The organism is Myxococcales bacterium (assembly GCA_022184915.1).
In the GTDB taxonomy this organism is placed as follows: domain Bacteria; phylum Myxococcota_A; class Polyangia; order Fen-1088; family Fen-1088; genus JAGTJU01.
Map to the genome: position 1 here is coordinate 97,698 of JAGTJU010000010.1, position 15,892 is coordinate 113,589.

Sequence of the window (15,892 nt, forward strand, 5' to 3'; positions counted from 1 at the left end):
GGGCCACCGGGGACTTCCGTGTGGCCCTTTGTGTTTGTGCGCGCGCTTTGCAATGCTGTGCTCGATGAGTTTTCTCTCGCCAGGTCGATGACGTGCCCGACGACGCGTTCATCAGCTGCCAGGAGCTTCAGAAGCGCTTTGGCGACATCGTCGCTGTGGCCAGCGTCTCGTTCAGGGTGCGCGCTGGGGAGATCTACGGCTTGCTCGGCCCGAACGGGGCTGGCAAGACCACCACCTTGCGTGTGCTGGCGGGCCTGCTCACGCCGAGCGGAGGCCAGGCCCTCGTTGCAGGTGTGGACGTGGCACGAGACCCGGACGGCGCCAAGCGACGTCTCGGCTTTCTCAGCGGAGGCGCCGGCCTCTACGGACGTCTGACGGCACGCGAGATCCTCAGCTACACGGGGCGCATCTACGACATGTCCCGCCCCCGCATCGCCGCGCGCATAGCGGAACTCACGACCACACTCGATCTCGCAGCCTTCCTCGATCAGCGCGCCGAGACCTTGTCGACAGGCCAAAAGCAGCGGGTGTCGCTCGCCCGGGCGGTGTTTCACGATCCGCCGGTGCTCATCCTCGATGAACCCACCTCGGGTCTCGACGTGCTCGCCAGCCAGGGTCTGCGGACCTTCGTGCTCGATGAGAAGACGCGCGGCAAGGCGATTGTGATGTCCACGCACTACCTGGCAGAAGCCGAGCTCATCTGCGATCGCGTCGGCTTCGTGCACGCGGGCCGTATCGTGAAGGAGGGCACACCCGCCGCTTTGCGCGCGGAAACCCACTCTGCGAGCCTTGAACAAGCGTTCTTGTCGGTGGTCCTGGGGGAACGGGCGGCCGGGCTCGCCGCCCCCGTGGAGGCCCCATGAGCCCCATGAGGCGAAGGCTCAACCACATCGCGCTCGTCTTCGGCAAGGAACTCAAGGAAACGCTGCGGGATCGTCGCACCCTCGCCGTGATGGTGCTGTTTCCCCTGGTGGTCTACCCCTTGCTTTCATTATTGATCGGGCAGGTGGTCACAGACCGAGAAGCACGCTACGAGGACAAACCGCTGCGCGTGGCGGTGAGCCCGGAGGCCACCGTGCGCGCCCTCCTCGCCGCGGGGGAGCGTGACGGGCAGTTCAAGCTCGCATGGGTCGAAGGAGCTGGCCCCACAGACGTCGGCACACAAAAGCTCGACCTCTACATCGAAGAGACGACCCCCAAGAAGGCTCCGCCGTCTCCGATCCGCCTCGTCTTCGATAGCAGCCGCGAAGAATCCATCCGCGCGGAGCAGCGGATCTCCACACACCTCGGCAAGCAGCTGGTGCCGGGAAGCGCCTATGCCTTCGACGTCGGAAGTCACGATGTAGGAACCCCTGCGGCCAAGGGCGGCTACCTCCTTTCGAAGGTCGTGCCCCTGCTCGTGGCGCTGATGGTGATCTTGGGCGCGTTTTACCCCGCCATCGATACCACCGCGGGAGAAAGAGAGAGAGGCACGCTCGAAACGACGCTGGTCGCGCCGATCGCGCGCACGGATCTGCTGACCGGAAAGGTCTTGGCGGTCGCCACGCTGGCGCTGGTCACGGGGCTTGCCAATCTGGGATCTCTGTCGGCCACCTTCGTTCAGCTGGCGCGAACCGCCGACGCGGACGGCCTGCCCCTCCCGTGGGGCCGCCTGGCCGCAACCGCGCTCATCTTGCCGCCGGCAGCCATCATGTTCGCCGCCATCATGGTGATGGCTGCCACCGCAGCCAAGAGCTTCAAGGAAGCCCAGAACTATCTGACACCGATTTACTTCTTGTTTTTTGCTCCCGCCGTGGCCGCAAGCCTGGGCGAGTTTCCGCTGACGCTCGGTGCGGCCCTGGTCCCTGGGCTAAACCTCACCTTGCTGTCGCGCGACCTCATCTTGGGGGAGGCGGGGTTTTCTCAAATGGCCGTGTTCCTCGCCTCCAGCCTGGCCGTGACCGCCCTGGCGCTGTCGGTGGCCAGCCGGCTCTTTGATTCGGAGCGTCTCCTGGCCGTGGACACGCGAAAGAAACGGACGCGCGGCCGCGCCGCAGGCGCCCTGCCCCGCGCAGGGCAGCCCGAGGCCCGTCCTTTGGACGCAGCGGACGGCGCGGTGGGCTTCGCCCTCGCGGTGATCGTGTTTTGGCTGCTCGCTCCGTTCAGCCAACGCCACATGTTGGCAGGCACCCTCGTGTCGCAATGGGTGGGCATGGCCGGTCTGGCGTTGGCCTATGTCCGCGTGCGAGGGCTGCCGCTCGCGCCCTCGCTCGCGCTTTCGTGGCCCTCACGCGTCCATGTTCTGGCGGCGTTGGCCCTGGGAGCTGGGGCGTGGATGGTGGTGGGCGTGTTGACCCAGTGGCTGCTGCCCCCGAGCCCTGAGGTCGTGCGCGCGCTGCGGACGATGCTGCAGACCTTCCCCGCGCCTGTCGCGCTGCTGCTGTTTGCACTCACCCCTGCCCTCTGCGAAGAGCTCCTGTTTCGGGGCCTGCTTCTTCAGGCGTTCCTGCGGCGCTTCCCCCCGGGACTTGCCATCCTGCTCGTGAGCCTGCTCTTCGGCCTCTTTCACTTCAGCCTCGACCGCCTCCTGCCCACGGCCGTTTTAGGCCTGCTGCTGGGGCTTGCCACGTGGCGTACGGGTTCGCTGTTGCCTGCCATGCTCATCCATGGCCTGAACAACGGGATCCTCGTGGCCCTGGCCGTAAGCGGTCAAGACCAGGCCCTGGACGACGTGAAGGGAGGGGGAGCCGCCCTCGTGCTGCTGGGCACCCTGACCAGTTTGGCTATTGGTCTTTGGCTCCTGTGGCGTCGCCCGGTTGGAGGCAACGCGACGCATATTGTATGACACCTCACAAAACCCGTTGTTTCGCGGACAGACCCGGTGTATGGAAATGTGATGCTGAGCGCGGATCAGAAAAAGGTTTTGGGTCTGTTGCGGAAAGTGCCGCTGCTGGCTGGGCTCGCAAACGAGGTCCTCGAGCGTCTCGCCACCTCCGCGAAGGGTGAGACCTTCAAGGCACGCCAGGTCGTTTACCTGCCCGGCGACCGCTCGTACGGCGTTCACCTCATCGTCGAAGGCCGCGTCAAAGTGTCGAAGGTGACCCGGGACGGCAAAGAACTCACGCTGGCTTACCGAACCTCAGGGGATTTTTTCGGCGAGGCGTGTGTTCTCGACGGCGGCCCCCGGGAAGAGATGGTCGAATCGATGGAGTCCACCGCCACCGTCGAGCTGGTGCGCGAAGAATTCGAGCGCCTCATGCACGACGCCCCCGAGTTCACCCGGCGGCTCACCCTGGCGCTGATGCAGAGGCAGCGCGAACTCGAAGCCAAGGTCGAGCAACTCATTTTCAAGGATGTGGGCTCGAAGCTGGCCGAACTGCTTCTGCGCCTTGGCGATGAACACGGCGTCGCGGGTAAACGAGGCATCACGCTCAGCGTGAAGATCACCCACCAGGAAATGGCCAACCTCATTGGCTCGACTCGAGAAACCGTGTCGCTCACGCTGTCCCAGTTCAAGCGCAAGGGTTACATCGACACCGAAGGCCGTCGCGTGATCCTGGCCGACGTCGAGGCGCTCAAGGCGCTCGCCTGACAAGGCTGCCGCGCGCGGGCCCTGAAGGTGTCCGCCACTTGATCCTCAAGACCGTGGCCGCTCCCTCCGATGGCTTGGACGGAGCGGCTCTTGATGACTCAGGCGGAAAAACGAACTCGCATCATTAGCGTCGGTGGCGGCAAGGGCGGCGTGGGCAAGAGCATCGTGTCGTGCAACCTCGCTGTGGCCTTGGCCCAGCTTGGGCACCGCACGGTGCTGGCAGACCTCGATCTGGGCGCCGCCAACCAGCACCTGTTGCTCGGCATCGATCGCCCCCTGCCCGGCATCGAGGCGCTGCTCTCGCGCGGCCACGAGGACGTGCGCGCAAGCCTCACGCCCACGCAGGTGCCGAACCTGAGTTTGCTCGCGGGCACGGGGGCCGTGATGGGTGCGGCAAACATCGGCCACAACCAGAAACTGAAGATCATCCGCAAGCTGCGCGCCCTGGACGCGGACGTGGTGATCGTGGATGTGGGCGCGGGCGTGGGCTACAACGTGCTCGACTTCTTCGAGCTCGGCGCGCAGCGGCTCGTCGTGACGACCCCACAGGTCACGGCGATCCACGACGCCTATTCCTTCCTCAAGGGCGCCGTGCTGCGGACGCTTGCCCATCACGCGCAAACCGCACGCGAGCGCCGTGTGCTCAGCGAAGCCGAGAGCAGTGGCGAGGGCGAGAAGGTGATCGATCTGCTCGGAAAGATTCGGGCCCAGGATCCTGTCTGGGCCGAGCGCATCTCTCGGGTGCTCGAACGCTTCGGGGCCTCGCTCGTCGGTAACCAGGTCACGAGCGCGAGCCAAACGGGCGTGTTCCACGCGGTCTCGAAGATGATCCGCGACTACCTGGGCATCTCGGTGCCCATCGTGGGCTGGCTCAAAGACTCGAAGGCCATCGCTGACTCGGTCAACGATCGCGCGCCCCTCATCCTCACCCGGGATGCCGAGTACGGCCGGGCGCTGCGGGCAATGGCGGAGACCTTGCTGGTGGAAGACGTGCCGCTCGAAGAGGATCTGCTCGAAATCGAGTCGGACCTCCTGCTCGAAGACGAGGATCGCGAGCCCGAGACGAACCTCGCCCCCGATGCCCTCCACCTACCCGAAACATCGGAGGGCCCCCGCCTCCCCAAGGCCGCCGCGGCGACGGCCAAGGAGGGCTACTTCGGCAACGGCAAGGTTCGCATCTACCTGCCACCCCGCCGCAAAAAACGCCCGCCGCAAAAGGCCCGGGTCGAAGAAACGGGCCGACGCCGCAGGCGCGTCACCTTGCCCGGCATGCCACCGGAGATGGCACGAGTCGCCGTGGGAGCCCGTAAGCTTCAGAGTTCCTGAGACAGCGGCGCGCCGTCATTCGTCGCGCAGCTGCTGCGCCAGATAGTTCTGTACGCCCAGGCTCTGAATCAACGACTGCTGCACCTCGATCCAGTCGATGTGCTCCTCCTCGCTGACCAGGATCTCTTCGAGCAGGGCGCGGGTGGCATTGTCGCCCTTGGTGCGCGCCAGTTCGATGCCCCGGTTGAGCCGCTCGATGGCGTCGTGCTCGAGCGCCAGATCGGACGCGAACATCTCGGGCACGGTCTCGCCAACGTCGATCTTTCCGAGCCGCTGGAGGTTCGGCAGCCCCTCGAGGAACAGGATGCGCGCGATCACCTTGTCCGCGTGCTTCATCTCGTCGATGGACTCGTGACGCAGGAAATTCCAGAGCTTCTTGTAGCCCCAGTTTTCGCACATGCGCCCATGCAGAAAGTACTGGTTGATGCCCGTGAGCTCACTCGTGAGCACCTCGTTCAACAGATCGATGATCTCGCGGTCGCCCTTCATGTCTGGTTCCTGCTTTTGCTGTGGGTAGAGCCCCTTAGGGGTTCGTCGAACCTACTCCGCTCGGCACGGCGTGGCAACGCCCCGCGGTGGAAGAGGACGAGCTGTTGGCCGACGACGCCATTTGGTCCAGCTGCTCGTGACAGGCCCCGCAGTCGGTTCCTGCCCCACAGGCATCGCCGATCTCGTTGACGGAACGCGCGCCCTGCATGACGGCCAGCCGGACACTTCGGTCAGACACTCCACGACAGATACAGACGATCATGGCTGTAATTGAGAGTGAGTCTCAACTTCGGACAAGTCAAGCAGAGATTCACAACCCAGCGGACTCGGTGGGGATTCCCCCGGAGCTCAGCCCGTCAGCTCGTCGGGCAGCAGGGGCGAAGGACGCCCTGTCATCGTGATCCAGAGCTGGTGCGCCGCACGGGTCATCGCCACGTGCAGAAGGCGCCGGGCCAGGTCGCTGTCCGGGTAGGACTCGTCGTTGACCTCGAGCAGAATGACGACGTCGAACTCGAGGCCCTTCGTCTGGCGCACGTCCGTGACGTCGATGCCCGGAAGAAACGTAAAGTCTTGATGGGCTACCAGCCGAAGGCGGGGCACCTCGGAGCGCTTGAGCACGTCGTAGTACGTACGGGCTTGCTCGGGGTGCCGTGCGACGAGCGCCACTGAAACCGTGGGGTCTTCACGCAGCAGCTCCTTGAGCGCCTGGCCCAGAAAGTCGCTGGCCTCGCCCGCAGAGCCGAAGCTGAACGCCTCCACCGGCGCGCCCGTCCGGGGCGCCAGCGGGCGGTTGTCACCTGCCAGGTGTCCGAGCACGTGCTCGGCCGCCTCCACGATCTGCCGGGTGGAACGATAGCTCACCCGCAGGGGCTCGAGCCTGTCGTGCGGAATGCCGAGGTCGTCGAGCATGTCCGACCAGTTCGAGAACCCGTGGTCCGCGGAGATCGCCTGGGCGGTGTCACCCGCCAACGTGATGGAACGGTCGGAGGTGGTGCTGTCGAGCAACACGGCCAACTCGATGGGCGCGAAGTCTTGCACCTCGTCGATCATCAGGTGCTCGTAGACCACAGGCCCCTGCTGATTGGCCAACGGGCCACGCTGCAGCTGATAGAGGCGCAACAAGAGCGCGTCGTCTTCGGCGTCGAGCGCGTACTCGACCGGCTCGTCCGCGGCCTGGTCGTCGTCGTCTTCACCCGCTTCGTCTCGCCGCTCGGCCCGAGGCGTCGCCGCTTGGTCCAACGCTTCGTGGCGCAGCCGCTCCCGGTCGACGCACCACCTGTGCACGGCGTCGAGCTGGCTTTCGCTGAACACGCCGGGGGCATGCCGCGCGAAGCCCTCGCCCAGGGCACCCCGGTCCGTCAGTAGGCTTGCCCATTCGCCCACCACGTCTCTCGTGCGCCGCCGCAGTGACTTGCCAAGTGCCTCCACGGCAAGACGGTCTGCGGGGGACAACGTGGCGTCTTTCACCCAGCGGCCGAGCGCCGTCACGCGAAGATCCACGGGCCCCACGGCTTTGTCCCACGCCGCGAGCGCGTGAGCACGCGCCGCCCCTCGGTCTTCGAGCTGGCTTTCGATTTCGGCCCGGCACCACGCCGCGAGGCCCGCTTGCCTGTCTTCCAGGACCTTCAAGATGGCCCCGTGACTCTTCAAGCGCACGACGATTGAAGGCGTCGCATCGGTGATCGGTGCCGTGACGCCCGGGAACACTTGATGCCGGATCTTCTCCGCCCAGTCGGCGAAGGTCATCACGGGCACACCGGGCACCTCCAACGAAGGCAACACCCGGGAGACGTAGGTCGCGAGGGCCCGCTGGTAGACCACCACGAGCATCCTCTCCGGACGGAAGCGCCGCGGGTCGGAGAAGGCCAAATAGGCAATGCGGTGTAGACCGATCGTGGTCTTGCCACTTCCCGCCGAGCCCTGGACCACGATGAGACCCGAGCTCGGTCGGCTGATGAGCTCGAACTGGCGCGGATCGATGAGCGCCGCGATGGCCGGCAACAGCTTCTCGAGCCGGCCTTCGTTGCCTGCGGCGCTCAGCCGGCCCCGCTGCGAGGGTGCCGCGTCTTCGGCCCCCTTCACCACGCTGGCCGAGCCATCCCGCTCGACCTGGAGCTTCGCGTGGCGGGCGGGGACTTGCCGCCACTCGCCACTGCGGAAATCGCGCGCGAAGGTGCCGTCCGGCGAGACCACCCGCCGCAAATCGGCGTCGACGATTGTCACGGTGCGACGGGCAAGGATCTCGCCCTCCACCACCCGGTTGCCAAGGCGCTCTTCGTACGAGTCACCCTCTTCGTACCGGTAAAACAAGCGGGACACAGGTGCGTTTCGCCAGTCGACGATCTGCACGCCGCCGCCGGGCTCGACGTAACCGCGCTGGCCGATGAGCACGTCGCGCCGCTTGCCATGTTCTTCGAGGCGCAGGTGCCCAAAATAGGGAGAGCGCCGATCGATGGGGATGTTTTCACCCTTACCGCGCTGCCGCGCCAGCGCTTCGATCCGGTGCATCTGCTCGAGCAACGAGGCCTGATCTTCCGGCTTTGCCTCGGCCAGTGCGTCTCGGAGTTCGATGAGCGCCCCCAGATCGTCGATCTGGTTCTTGGGTTTGCGCCGCTCTTCGTTGGCCTTGTCGATCTTCGACAACACCACCCGCAAGAGCTTGTCCTCCTCGGCCACGACCTCGGGCACGGGAGCGCTGTGGGAAGCGGCCTCGCTGGGGGGCGGCTCGGGGTGGGGCTTTGGCCTGGTCTCTGTGGTCTCCACGGAATGATCCGAATTCGTGCGGTGCGAAATTTGGGAATTGAGCAATTTACCACTCGATGGCCGCCGTGGGGATCTTGTGACAGCCGGGCGCAGGAGTTGTTGGAAAAATTCCAGCAAGGCAGCGAAATGTCTCGATAATTTCTCTACGGGGCCGCCCCTGTGGCCCAAGGGGCGGAGTCCGACCGTCGTTTGACCCCACCGCACCCGTGCGCTTTACTGCCCAGGGTGCGGACGTGCAGGGGAGCTCGAGTCGGGTGGGGACAATCGCGGGCGCCACACGAGCGTGCGCAAGATCGAACCCTCGAGGGGTTCCCGGCGCTGGAGGTGCACCCATGAAGGCGCCGCTTCCCCCCACGGACCGGTGCGGGCGCGCCCGGGTGATGATCCTCGACGTGCAGCCACGACTCGAAGGGGGCCGCTTTCTCGTCAAGAGCATCGTGGGTGAGCCCGTCTGCGTGTCGGCCGACCTGCTGGTCGACGGTCACGACAAGCTGGCGGGCGTGCTGCGCTACCGAAAAACCGAGTCCGCAGGCAACGACGGCACATGGACGGAAGAGCGGCTCGTGCCGGGGGGCCAGGAGACAGACGCCCGGAGCCACCGCGATACGGCCCCGAACGATCGGTGGGAGGGCACGTTCGTACCCGACGCGCCCGGGATCTGGGAGTTTCGTCTCGAGGCCTGGGTGGACGAGTTCGCCAGCTGGCGCTGGGGCCTCACACGCAAGATCGCCGCGGGGCAGAACGTTGCGCTCGCACGCACCGAAGGCGCCCTGCTGCTTTCCCAGGCCGCGGCCCGTGCCGTGGGCCCCGACCGGGCCTTCATCGAGGCCACCGCGACGTCGCTGCGGCAAGGGAGCCACGGCCCCGAAGCGCTCGTGGCGCTGTGCCACGATCCCGTGTTGGTAGGTCACATGCACCGTTACACGGATCGCAGCGCCAGCACGTACAGCGCGCCGCTCGGACTGTGGGTCGATCCGCCCAAAGCGCGGTTTTCCGCCTGGTACGAGCTTTTCCCTCGCTCCTTCGGGGCCGACGGAACTCACGGGACCTTCACGGACGTCGTCGGGCTGCTTCCTTATGTCGCAGACATGGGCTTCGATGTCCTTTACCTGCCCCCCATCCACCCCATCGGGCGCACCCACCGCAAAGGGCCGAACAACACGCTGCACGCGGGGCCAGACGACCCGGGGAGCCCCTGGGCCATTGGGGCCGAAACCGGCGGGCACAAAGAGGTCCACCCCGCGCTCGGCACCGTGGACGATTTCGAAAGCCTCGTCGAGGCGGCCCGCACACTGGGGATCGACGTGGCGATCGACATCGCGTTCCAGGCCTCGCCCGATCACCCCTACGTCGGCGAGCACCCCGAATGGTTTTTGCACCGCCCTGACGGCACGATTCAGCACGCGGAAAACCCGCCCAAGGCGTATCAAGACGTTTATCCCTTTGCCTTGGCCGGCCCCGCATGGCAGCCGCTTTGGCAGGAGTTGCTCGATGTCTTTTTGGTTTGGAGCGCGCGCGGCGTGCGGGTGTTTCGCGTCGACAACCCTCACACGAAGCCGTTGCCATTTTGGCAGTGGTGTCTAGGTGAGATCAAGCAGCGCCACCCCGAGGTCCTGTTCCTTTCCGAGGCGTTCACCCGCCCCAAGCTGATGTATGCGCTCGCGCAGGTGGGGTTCACGCAGTCGTATACGTATTTCACCTGGCGCACGTCCGCCTGGGAGCTACGCACATACATGAACGAGCTCACGAACCCGCCGGTGAGCACTTACTTCCGACCCAACTTCTGGCCGAACACGCCCGACATTCTGCCGGAACATCTGCAGCATGGAGGTCCAGGAACCTTCGCCTCCCGCGTGATCCTCGCCGCCACTCTTGCCGCGAACTACGGCCTCTACGGACCCGCGTACGAGCTCCAGGAACGTTTGGCCCGCCCCGGCTCGGAGGAGTACCTCGACAACGAAAAGTTCCAGCTGAGACGCTGGGATCTCTTCCGCAAGGACAGCCTGAGGCCCCTCATCAAGCGCTTGAACCAGATCCGCCGCGACAACCCCGCGCTTCACCGGAACGAAGGGCTCGTCTTTCACGAGAGCGACAACGAGAGGCTCCTGGCCTACAGCAAGTCGAGCGCAGACGGCGACAACCTGATCTTGACGGTCGTGAACCTCGATGGTCACCACAAACAAGCGGGCTGGATCACCCTCGATGCGCATGCCTTGCGCTTGGCTCCGCATGAGCCCGTTCAGGCCCACGATCTGCTGAGCGACGCCCGGTACCTGTGGCACGGACCACGCGCCTATGTCGAACTCGACCCCGACGCTCTGCCCGCCCAGGTCTTCCGGCTCCGCCGCCGCCTGCGCTCCGAGGCGAGCTTCGAGTATTACCTATGAAACAACTCGCTCCTCGAAAAGACAATCTCTCTGGCCACCTGCGTGCGGCGAAAAACGGCCTCACTCCCAATCCCCTTTGGTACAAGGAGGCCATCATCTACGAGATCCCGATTCGGGCCTTCGCGGATTCGGACGGAGATGGCATCGGCGATCTGAACGGGGTGATCTCGAAGCTGGACTACCTGCAGGACCTGGGGGTCACCGCGCTGTGGCTCCTCCCGTTTTACCCTTCCCCCTTGCGCGACGGCGGCTACGACATCTCGGACTATATGTCCGTGCACCCGATGTACGGGACCCTGGCCGACTTCAAACGCCTGCTTCGTGAGGCGCACGCGCGCGGCATTCGCATCATCACCGAGCTGGTGATTAACCACACATCGAAGGACCATCCCTGGTTCCAGCGCAGCCGCATGAGCCCACCGGGCAGCAAGTGGCGCAACTTCTACGTGTGGAGCGAAGATCCCAGCCGGTACGGCGAGACACGGATCATCTTCAAGGACTTCGAAACGTCGAACTGGACGTGGGACGCCGAAGCCAAGGCCTACTACTGGCACAGGTTCTACTCACACCAGCCAGACCTGAACTTCGACAACCCCGAGGTCCACAAGGCCGTGCTCAAGGCACTCGACTTTTGGCTGGAGCTGGGCGTCGATGGACTCCGGCTCGACGCCATCCCTTATCTCTACGAGCGAGACCAGACCCACTGCGAGAACCTGCCAGAGACGCATGCGTTCCTGAAGAAGCTGCGGGCTCACGTCGACGCACGTTTTTACGACCGCATGCTCCTGGCCGAGGCCAACCAGTGGCCCGAGGACGCCGCTGCCTACTTCGGCGCCGGCGACGAGTGCCACATGAACTTCCACTTCCCCCTGATGCCGCGCATGTTCATGGCGGTGCAGATGGAGGACCGCTTCCCGATCGTCGACATCCTCAACCAAACGCCTCCCATCCCGGAGGGTTGCCAGTGGGCCACCTTCTTGCGCAACCACGACGAGCTCACGCTCGAGATGGTGACCGATGAAGACCGCGACTACATGTACAAGGTCTACGCGGAGGATCCCACGGCGCGGTTGAACCTGGGCATTCGCCGTCGGCTCGCACCCTTGCTCAAGACGCGGCCGCAGATCGAGCTGATGAACGCTCTTTTGTTCTCGCTGCCCGGAACGCCCGTCCTCTACTACGGCGACGAGATCGGCATGGGCGACAACATCTACCTCGGCGACCGCGACGGGGTACGCACCCCCATGCAGTGGAGCGCCGACCGCAACGCGGGCTTTTCGTCGGCCAATCCCCAGAAGCTGTTCCTGCCGGTGGTCACCGACCCGGAGTACAGCTACGCCGCAGTCAACGTACAGACCCAGCAGGCGAACCCCTCGTCGCTCTTGTGGTGGATGAAGCGGCTCATCGGTCTGCGCAAACAGTACCCGGCGCTGTCCTCGGGTTCGCTCGAATTCTTGCACCCCGACAACGCCAAGATGCTGGCGTTCCTGCGTGAACGCGACGGACAGCGCGTCCTGGTGGTCACCAACCTGTCTCGGCTCTATCAATGGACCGAACTCGACCTCGGACGCTTTTTGGGGCTCGTGCCCGTGGAGATGGCCGGCCGCGTTCGCTTTCCTCCCATCGAAGATCGACCCTACGTGGTGTCGTTGCCTCCTTACGGATTCATTTGGTTCCTGCTCGAAGAGCCCGAACGCCCGGAGCCCCACGAGGAAGTGATTCCCGTGCTCTCGATGCCGGGCAGCTGGCGAGACCTCTTGGGTACGTCGTACCGCAAAGCGCTCGAGCCCGTGCTGGAACGGTACATGGTGGGGCGCCGCTGGTTTCGGGGCAAGGCAAGGGTGCGCGTGTCCACGACACTCTCTGATGTGATTTGGCTCAAGGACGCCCTCGATCACGTCGTGACCTTCGCAACGGCCAAGTACCGCGAGGGAGATCCCGAAACCTACGTTTTGCCGCTCGTTTACCAGGAAGGACCCGCGGCCGCGGCCCTCGCCGAACGGCACCCCCACGCCGTCATCGCGCGGCTCGATCGGGGTTTGGAGGGCGAAGGCGCCCTGCTGCTCGACGCGATGGCCTGCGGCACCGTGCTCGAGCCCCTGCTCAAGCTGTTCTCGCGAGGCACGACACCCGCGGGGGACAGCGGCAGTCTCGTCCCGACGAGTGGCAAGCCTCTCAGGGAAGTGCTCAAGCACGGTCCCCTCACGACCAAAGTGCCCGAGTTCGAGCAAACCAACTCCACCCTGGTCGTGGGCGAAGCGCTGCTCTTCAAGATGTACCGGCAGATCGAGCCCGGCATCAACCCCGAGGCGGAGATTGGGCTGTTCTTGGCTCGCAACGTCGCGCGGGCGCTCGAAGCGGCCGGCAACGGCGAAGACGGGCCCCTGCCCGGGCAGTCGCCGGCGCCCGCGGTGTTGGGCAGCCTGGCCTACCAAACGAAGAAGGGCGAGCCCGCCTCGCTGGTGCTCCTGCAAAAATTCGTGCCAAACGAGGGCGTCGCGTGGGACATGACGTTGACCCGGCTTTCGGCCTTTTTCGATCTCGTGTTGGGCCGTCCCGAAGCGGCGCCCCCGCGGATGCACGCCAAGGGGCGCGTGGCCCAGAGCCTCGAGGAACCCCACCCTCTCATGCAGGAGCTGATCGGCCCTTTTCTGTCCCAAATCCGTCTACTCGGGCGGCGGACAGGCCAACTGCATCGGGCCCTGGTGGGCAGCAAGGCCGAGCCGCACTTCGTTCCCGAGGCCTTTACGACCTTGCACCAACAATCCATCTACCAGCGGGCTCACGTGATGTTGGCGCGCACCTTCGGAAACCTCGAGCGCGCGCAGCGACAGCTGCCAGAGCCAAGCCGCAGCCTTGCAAACAGTGTCCTCGCACTCGAGCCCGAGATCGATCGGCGCCTGCGCAAGGTCACCCGGGACAAGATCGAGGTCGCCCGCATTCGCTGTCACGGCGATCTCCACTTGGGCCAGGTGCTCTACACAGGACAAGACTTCCTCATCATCGACTTCGAGGGAGAGCCCGCACGGCCCCTCAACGAGCGCCGCTACAAACGCTGCCCGTTACGAGACCTCATGGGCCTTCTGCGCTCGTTCGACTACGCCTGCGAGGCCACCTTGCGCTCGGGGCGCTTCCGCGAGGAGGACCGCGAGCGGCTACGGCTATGGGCCACGGCCTGGAAGGAGCAAGTCTCGGCTGCCGTGTTGCACGCGTATCTGCACGAAACGGAGGGCGCTCCCTTCATCCCCCGCAAGGTGTCCGACACGGAGCTGTTGCTCGAGTTCTTCGAGCTCGAGAAGGTGATCTACGAGATTCGCTACGAGATGGACAACCGGCCCGATTGGCTGGATCTGCCCTTGACCGGCATGAAGTCGGTCATGAATCACGAGGGAGCGTGAGCCGATGAACGAATCTGGGTTGGGAGACGTGGACCTGCACCTCTTCGCCGAGGGGACGCACGCGCGGCTCTACGAGACAATGGGCGCACACGTTGCATCCCAGGACGGCCGGCAGGGCACGCGTTTCGCGGTGTGGGCACCGAACGCAGGCCGCGTGGGCGTGGTAGGCGACTTCAACCAATGGAGCAACCCTTACCCGCTCTCGCCGCGCAGCAGCTCCGGAATTTGGGAGGGCTTCGTACCCGGCGTGCACGCGGGCGATCGCTACAAGTTCCGGATCGAGTCGGGCGACGGATCCTACCGCGTGGACAAGGCCGATCCCTTCGCCTTTCACGCAGAGGTGCCGCCAGGAACGGCGTCGGTGGTCACCGCCACGCACTTTGCGTGGCGCGACGGCGACTGGATGAGCCACCGCGGTGAACGACAGAAGCTCACGAGTCCCATGTCCATCTACGAGGTGCACGTGGGATCCTGGATGCGAAGCCCCGATGAAGGCAACCGCCCATCTACTTACCGTGAGCTCGCGCACCGCCTTGTACCGCACGTCCGCGACGCGGGCTTCACCCACATTGAACTCATGCCCATCATGGAGCACCCGTTCTACGGCTCGTGGGGGTATCAAGTGACCGGCTACTTCGCCCCCTCCTCGCGCTACGGGCGGCCTGAGGATCTCATGTATTTGGTCGACGAGTGTCACCGCAACGGCATCGGCGTTGTCCTCGACTGGACACCGGCTCACTTTCCCACGGATGAACACGGCCTCATCTACTTTGATGGCACGCACCTTTTCGAACACGCCGATCCCCGGCAGGGCATGCACGCCGAGTGGGGCAGCGCCGTCTTCAACTACGGACGCAACGAGGTACGAAGCTTCTTGACGTCGAACGCCGTCTACTGGCTCGACAAATTTCATGTCGATGGCCTCCGGGTGGACGCCGTGGCCTCGATGCTTTACCTCGACTACGCCCGCAAGAGCGGCGAATGGATTCCGAATCAGTACGGCGGCAACGAGAACCTCGAGGCGCTTTCGTTTCTACGCCACTGCAACGCCACCGTGTACGCGCTTTATCCCGACGTGCACGTGATCGCCGAAGAGTCCACCGCGTGGCCTTTGGTCTCGCGCCCCATCTACGCCGGAGGCCTGGGCTACGGCCTCAAGTGGGACATGGGTTGGATGCACGACACGCTTGCGTACTTGGCCCACGATCCCATCCACCGCAGTCATCACCATCACGAGCTCACCTTTCGGGCCGTGTACGCCTTCAACGAGAACTTCGTGATGCCGCTCTCCCACGACGAGGTGGTGTATGGCAAGGGGTCGTTGCTGGCCAAGATGCCCGGGGACACGTGGCAGAAGTTTGCCAACCTGCGGCTCCTTTACGCCTACCAGTGGAGCCAACCAGGCAAAAAGCTGCTGTTCATGGGCGGCGAGTTCGCCCAGTGGAACGAGTGGAACCACGAAAGCAGCTTGGACTGGCATCTCCCCGAATCAGGCGCCCCCCATCGGCAAATGCAGCTGCTGGTCGGTGAGCTCAACAAGCTCTACCGAGAAGCCCCGTCGATGCATCTCGGCGACCTCGATGGACGTGGCTTCGCCTGGGTCGACGCCAACGACAGCGCAAACGCGGTGCTCAGCTACCTGCGGCTTGCGCCCGAGGGGGGCAAGCCGATGCTGGTGGTGCTCAACTTCACGCCCACACCGCGCTCGAACTATCGGGTGGGCGTCGACCTCGAGGGCTTCTGGCGCGAGCGCCTGAACACGGACGCCACCGCGTTCGGCGGCAGCGGCGTCGGCAACAACGGCGGCGTTCACGCCAACCCTGTTTCCGCCCACGGCCGGCCGCTCTCCTTGACGCTCACCCTGCCGCCCCTCGGCGCCCTGTTTCTCGAGCCCGCGTGAAGCCTCTGCACGGCGCCGCCTCCGTAAAGCGCCGGCCGGGCCCTAACTCTGGTACACC

10 protein-coding genes are annotated in these 15,892 nt (G+C 65.0%); 7 read left to right on the forward strand and 3 right to left on the reverse strand.

The genetic code is table 11. The features are described from left to right. Positions 1-92: 92 nt before the first annotated feature. From KA712_25205 to KA712_25220, 4 genes are all read left to right on the forward strand, one after another. Entirely contained in the window at positions 93-863 is a 771-nt protein-coding gene (locus KA712_25205; GenBank protein ID MCG5056259.1) for an ABC transporter ATP-binding protein, read from the forward strand. Between the two features lie 5 nt (positions 864-868). Continuing rightward, positions 869-2,824 carry an ABC transporter permease subunit gene (locus KA712_25210; GenBank protein MCG5056260.1) on the forward strand — a complete coding sequence of 652 codons (1,956 nt, stop codon included), beginning with the start codon at positions 869-871 and terminating at the stop codon, positions 2,822-2,824. A gap of 51 nt (positions 2,825-2,875) precedes the next feature. Continuing rightward, on the forward strand, positions 2,876-3,571 hold the full coding sequence (locus KA712_25215) for a Crp/Fnr family transcriptional regulator (GenBank protein ID MCG5056261.1): 696 nt from the start codon (positions 2,876-2,878) through the stop codon (positions 3,569-3,571). Positions 3,572-3,640: 69 nt separating this feature from the next. After that, positions 3,641-4,897, forward strand: coding sequence for a P-loop NTPase (locus KA712_25220; protein ID MCG5056262.1), 1,257 nt, complete (start codon positions 3,641-3,643; stop codon positions 4,895-4,897). Positions 4,898-4,912: 15 nt separating this feature from the next. Here KA712_25220 and bfr read toward each other — a convergent pair whose 3' ends face one another. The 3 genes from bfr to KA712_25235 all read right to left on the reverse strand — a co-directional run bounded on the left by bfr (position 4,913) and on the right by KA712_25235 (position 8,149). After that, a complete protein-coding gene (bfr, locus tag KA712_25225; GenBank protein MCG5056263.1) occupies positions 4,913-5,386 on the reverse strand; it encodes a bacterioferritin in 474 nt (157 codons plus the stop codon). Positions 5,387-5,420: 34 nt separating this feature from the next. After that, positions 5,421-5,624, reverse strand: coding sequence for a (2Fe-2S)-binding protein (locus KA712_25230; GenBank protein MCG5056264.1), 204 nt, complete (start codon positions 5,622-5,624; stop codon positions 5,421-5,423). 110 nt (positions 5,625-5,734) lie between these two features. Then, complete coding sequence (locus tag KA712_25235) at positions 5,735-8,149, reverse strand: ATP-binding domain-containing protein (protein ID MCG5056265.1); 2,415 nt, start codon at positions 8,147-8,149, stop codon at positions 5,735-5,737. Between the two features lie 332 nt (positions 8,150-8,481). Here KA712_25235 and KA712_25240 point away from each other — a divergent pair, with 332 nt between their 5' ends. The 3 genes from KA712_25240 to glgB are packed head-to-tail and all read left to right on the forward strand — an operon-like array spanning position 8,482 to position 15,834. After that, entirely contained in the window at positions 8,482-10,536 is a 2,055-nt protein-coding gene (locus KA712_25240) for an alpha-1,4-glucan--maltose-1-phosphate maltosyltransferase (protein ID MCG5056266.1), read from the forward strand. Then, entirely contained in the window at positions 10,533-13,934 is a 3,402-nt protein-coding gene (treS, locus tag KA712_25245; GenBank protein ID MCG5056267.1) for a maltose alpha-D-glucosyltransferase, read from the forward strand. Before KA712_25240 ends, treS begins: the two co-directional genes overlap by 4 nt. Positions 13,935-13,938: 4 nt before the next feature. Further along, complete coding sequence (glgB, locus tag KA712_25250; protein ID MCG5056268.1) at positions 13,939-15,834, forward strand: 1,4-alpha-glucan branching protein GlgB; 1,896 nt, start codon at positions 13,939-13,941, stop codon at positions 15,832-15,834. The last annotated feature ends 58 nt before the right edge of the window (positions 15,835-15,892 follow it).

What these genes read in the sequence shown, in the direction of transcription:
- KA712_25210 (MCG5056260.1), top strand. Translation starts at nt 869, where the DNA reads ATGAGGCGAAGGCTCAACCACATCGCGCTCGTCTTCGGCAAGGAACTC.
- KA712_25215 (MCG5056261.1), top strand. Translation starts at nt 2,876, where the DNA reads ATGCTGAGCGCGGATCAGAAAAAGGTTTTGGGTCTGTTGCGGAAAGTG.
- KA712_25220 (MCG5056262.1), top strand. Translation starts at nt 3,641, where the DNA reads ATGGCTTGGACGGAGCGGCTCTTGATGACTCAGGCGGAAAAACGAACT.
- bfr (MCG5056263.1), bottom strand. Translation starts at nt 5,386, where the DNA reads ATGAAGGGCGACCGCGAGATCATCGATCTGTTGAACGAGGTGCTCACG.
- KA712_25240 (MCG5056266.1), top strand. Translation starts at nt 8,482, where the DNA reads ATGAAGGCGCCGCTTCCCCCCACGGACCGGTGCGGGCGCGCCCGGGTG.
- treS (MCG5056267.1), top strand. Translation starts at nt 10,533, where the DNA reads ATGAAACAACTCGCTCCTCGAAAAGACAATCTCTCTGGCCACCTGCGT.
- glgB (MCG5056268.1), top strand. Translation starts at nt 13,939, where the DNA reads ATGAACGAATCTGGGTTGGGAGACGTGGACCTGCACCTCTTCGCCGAG.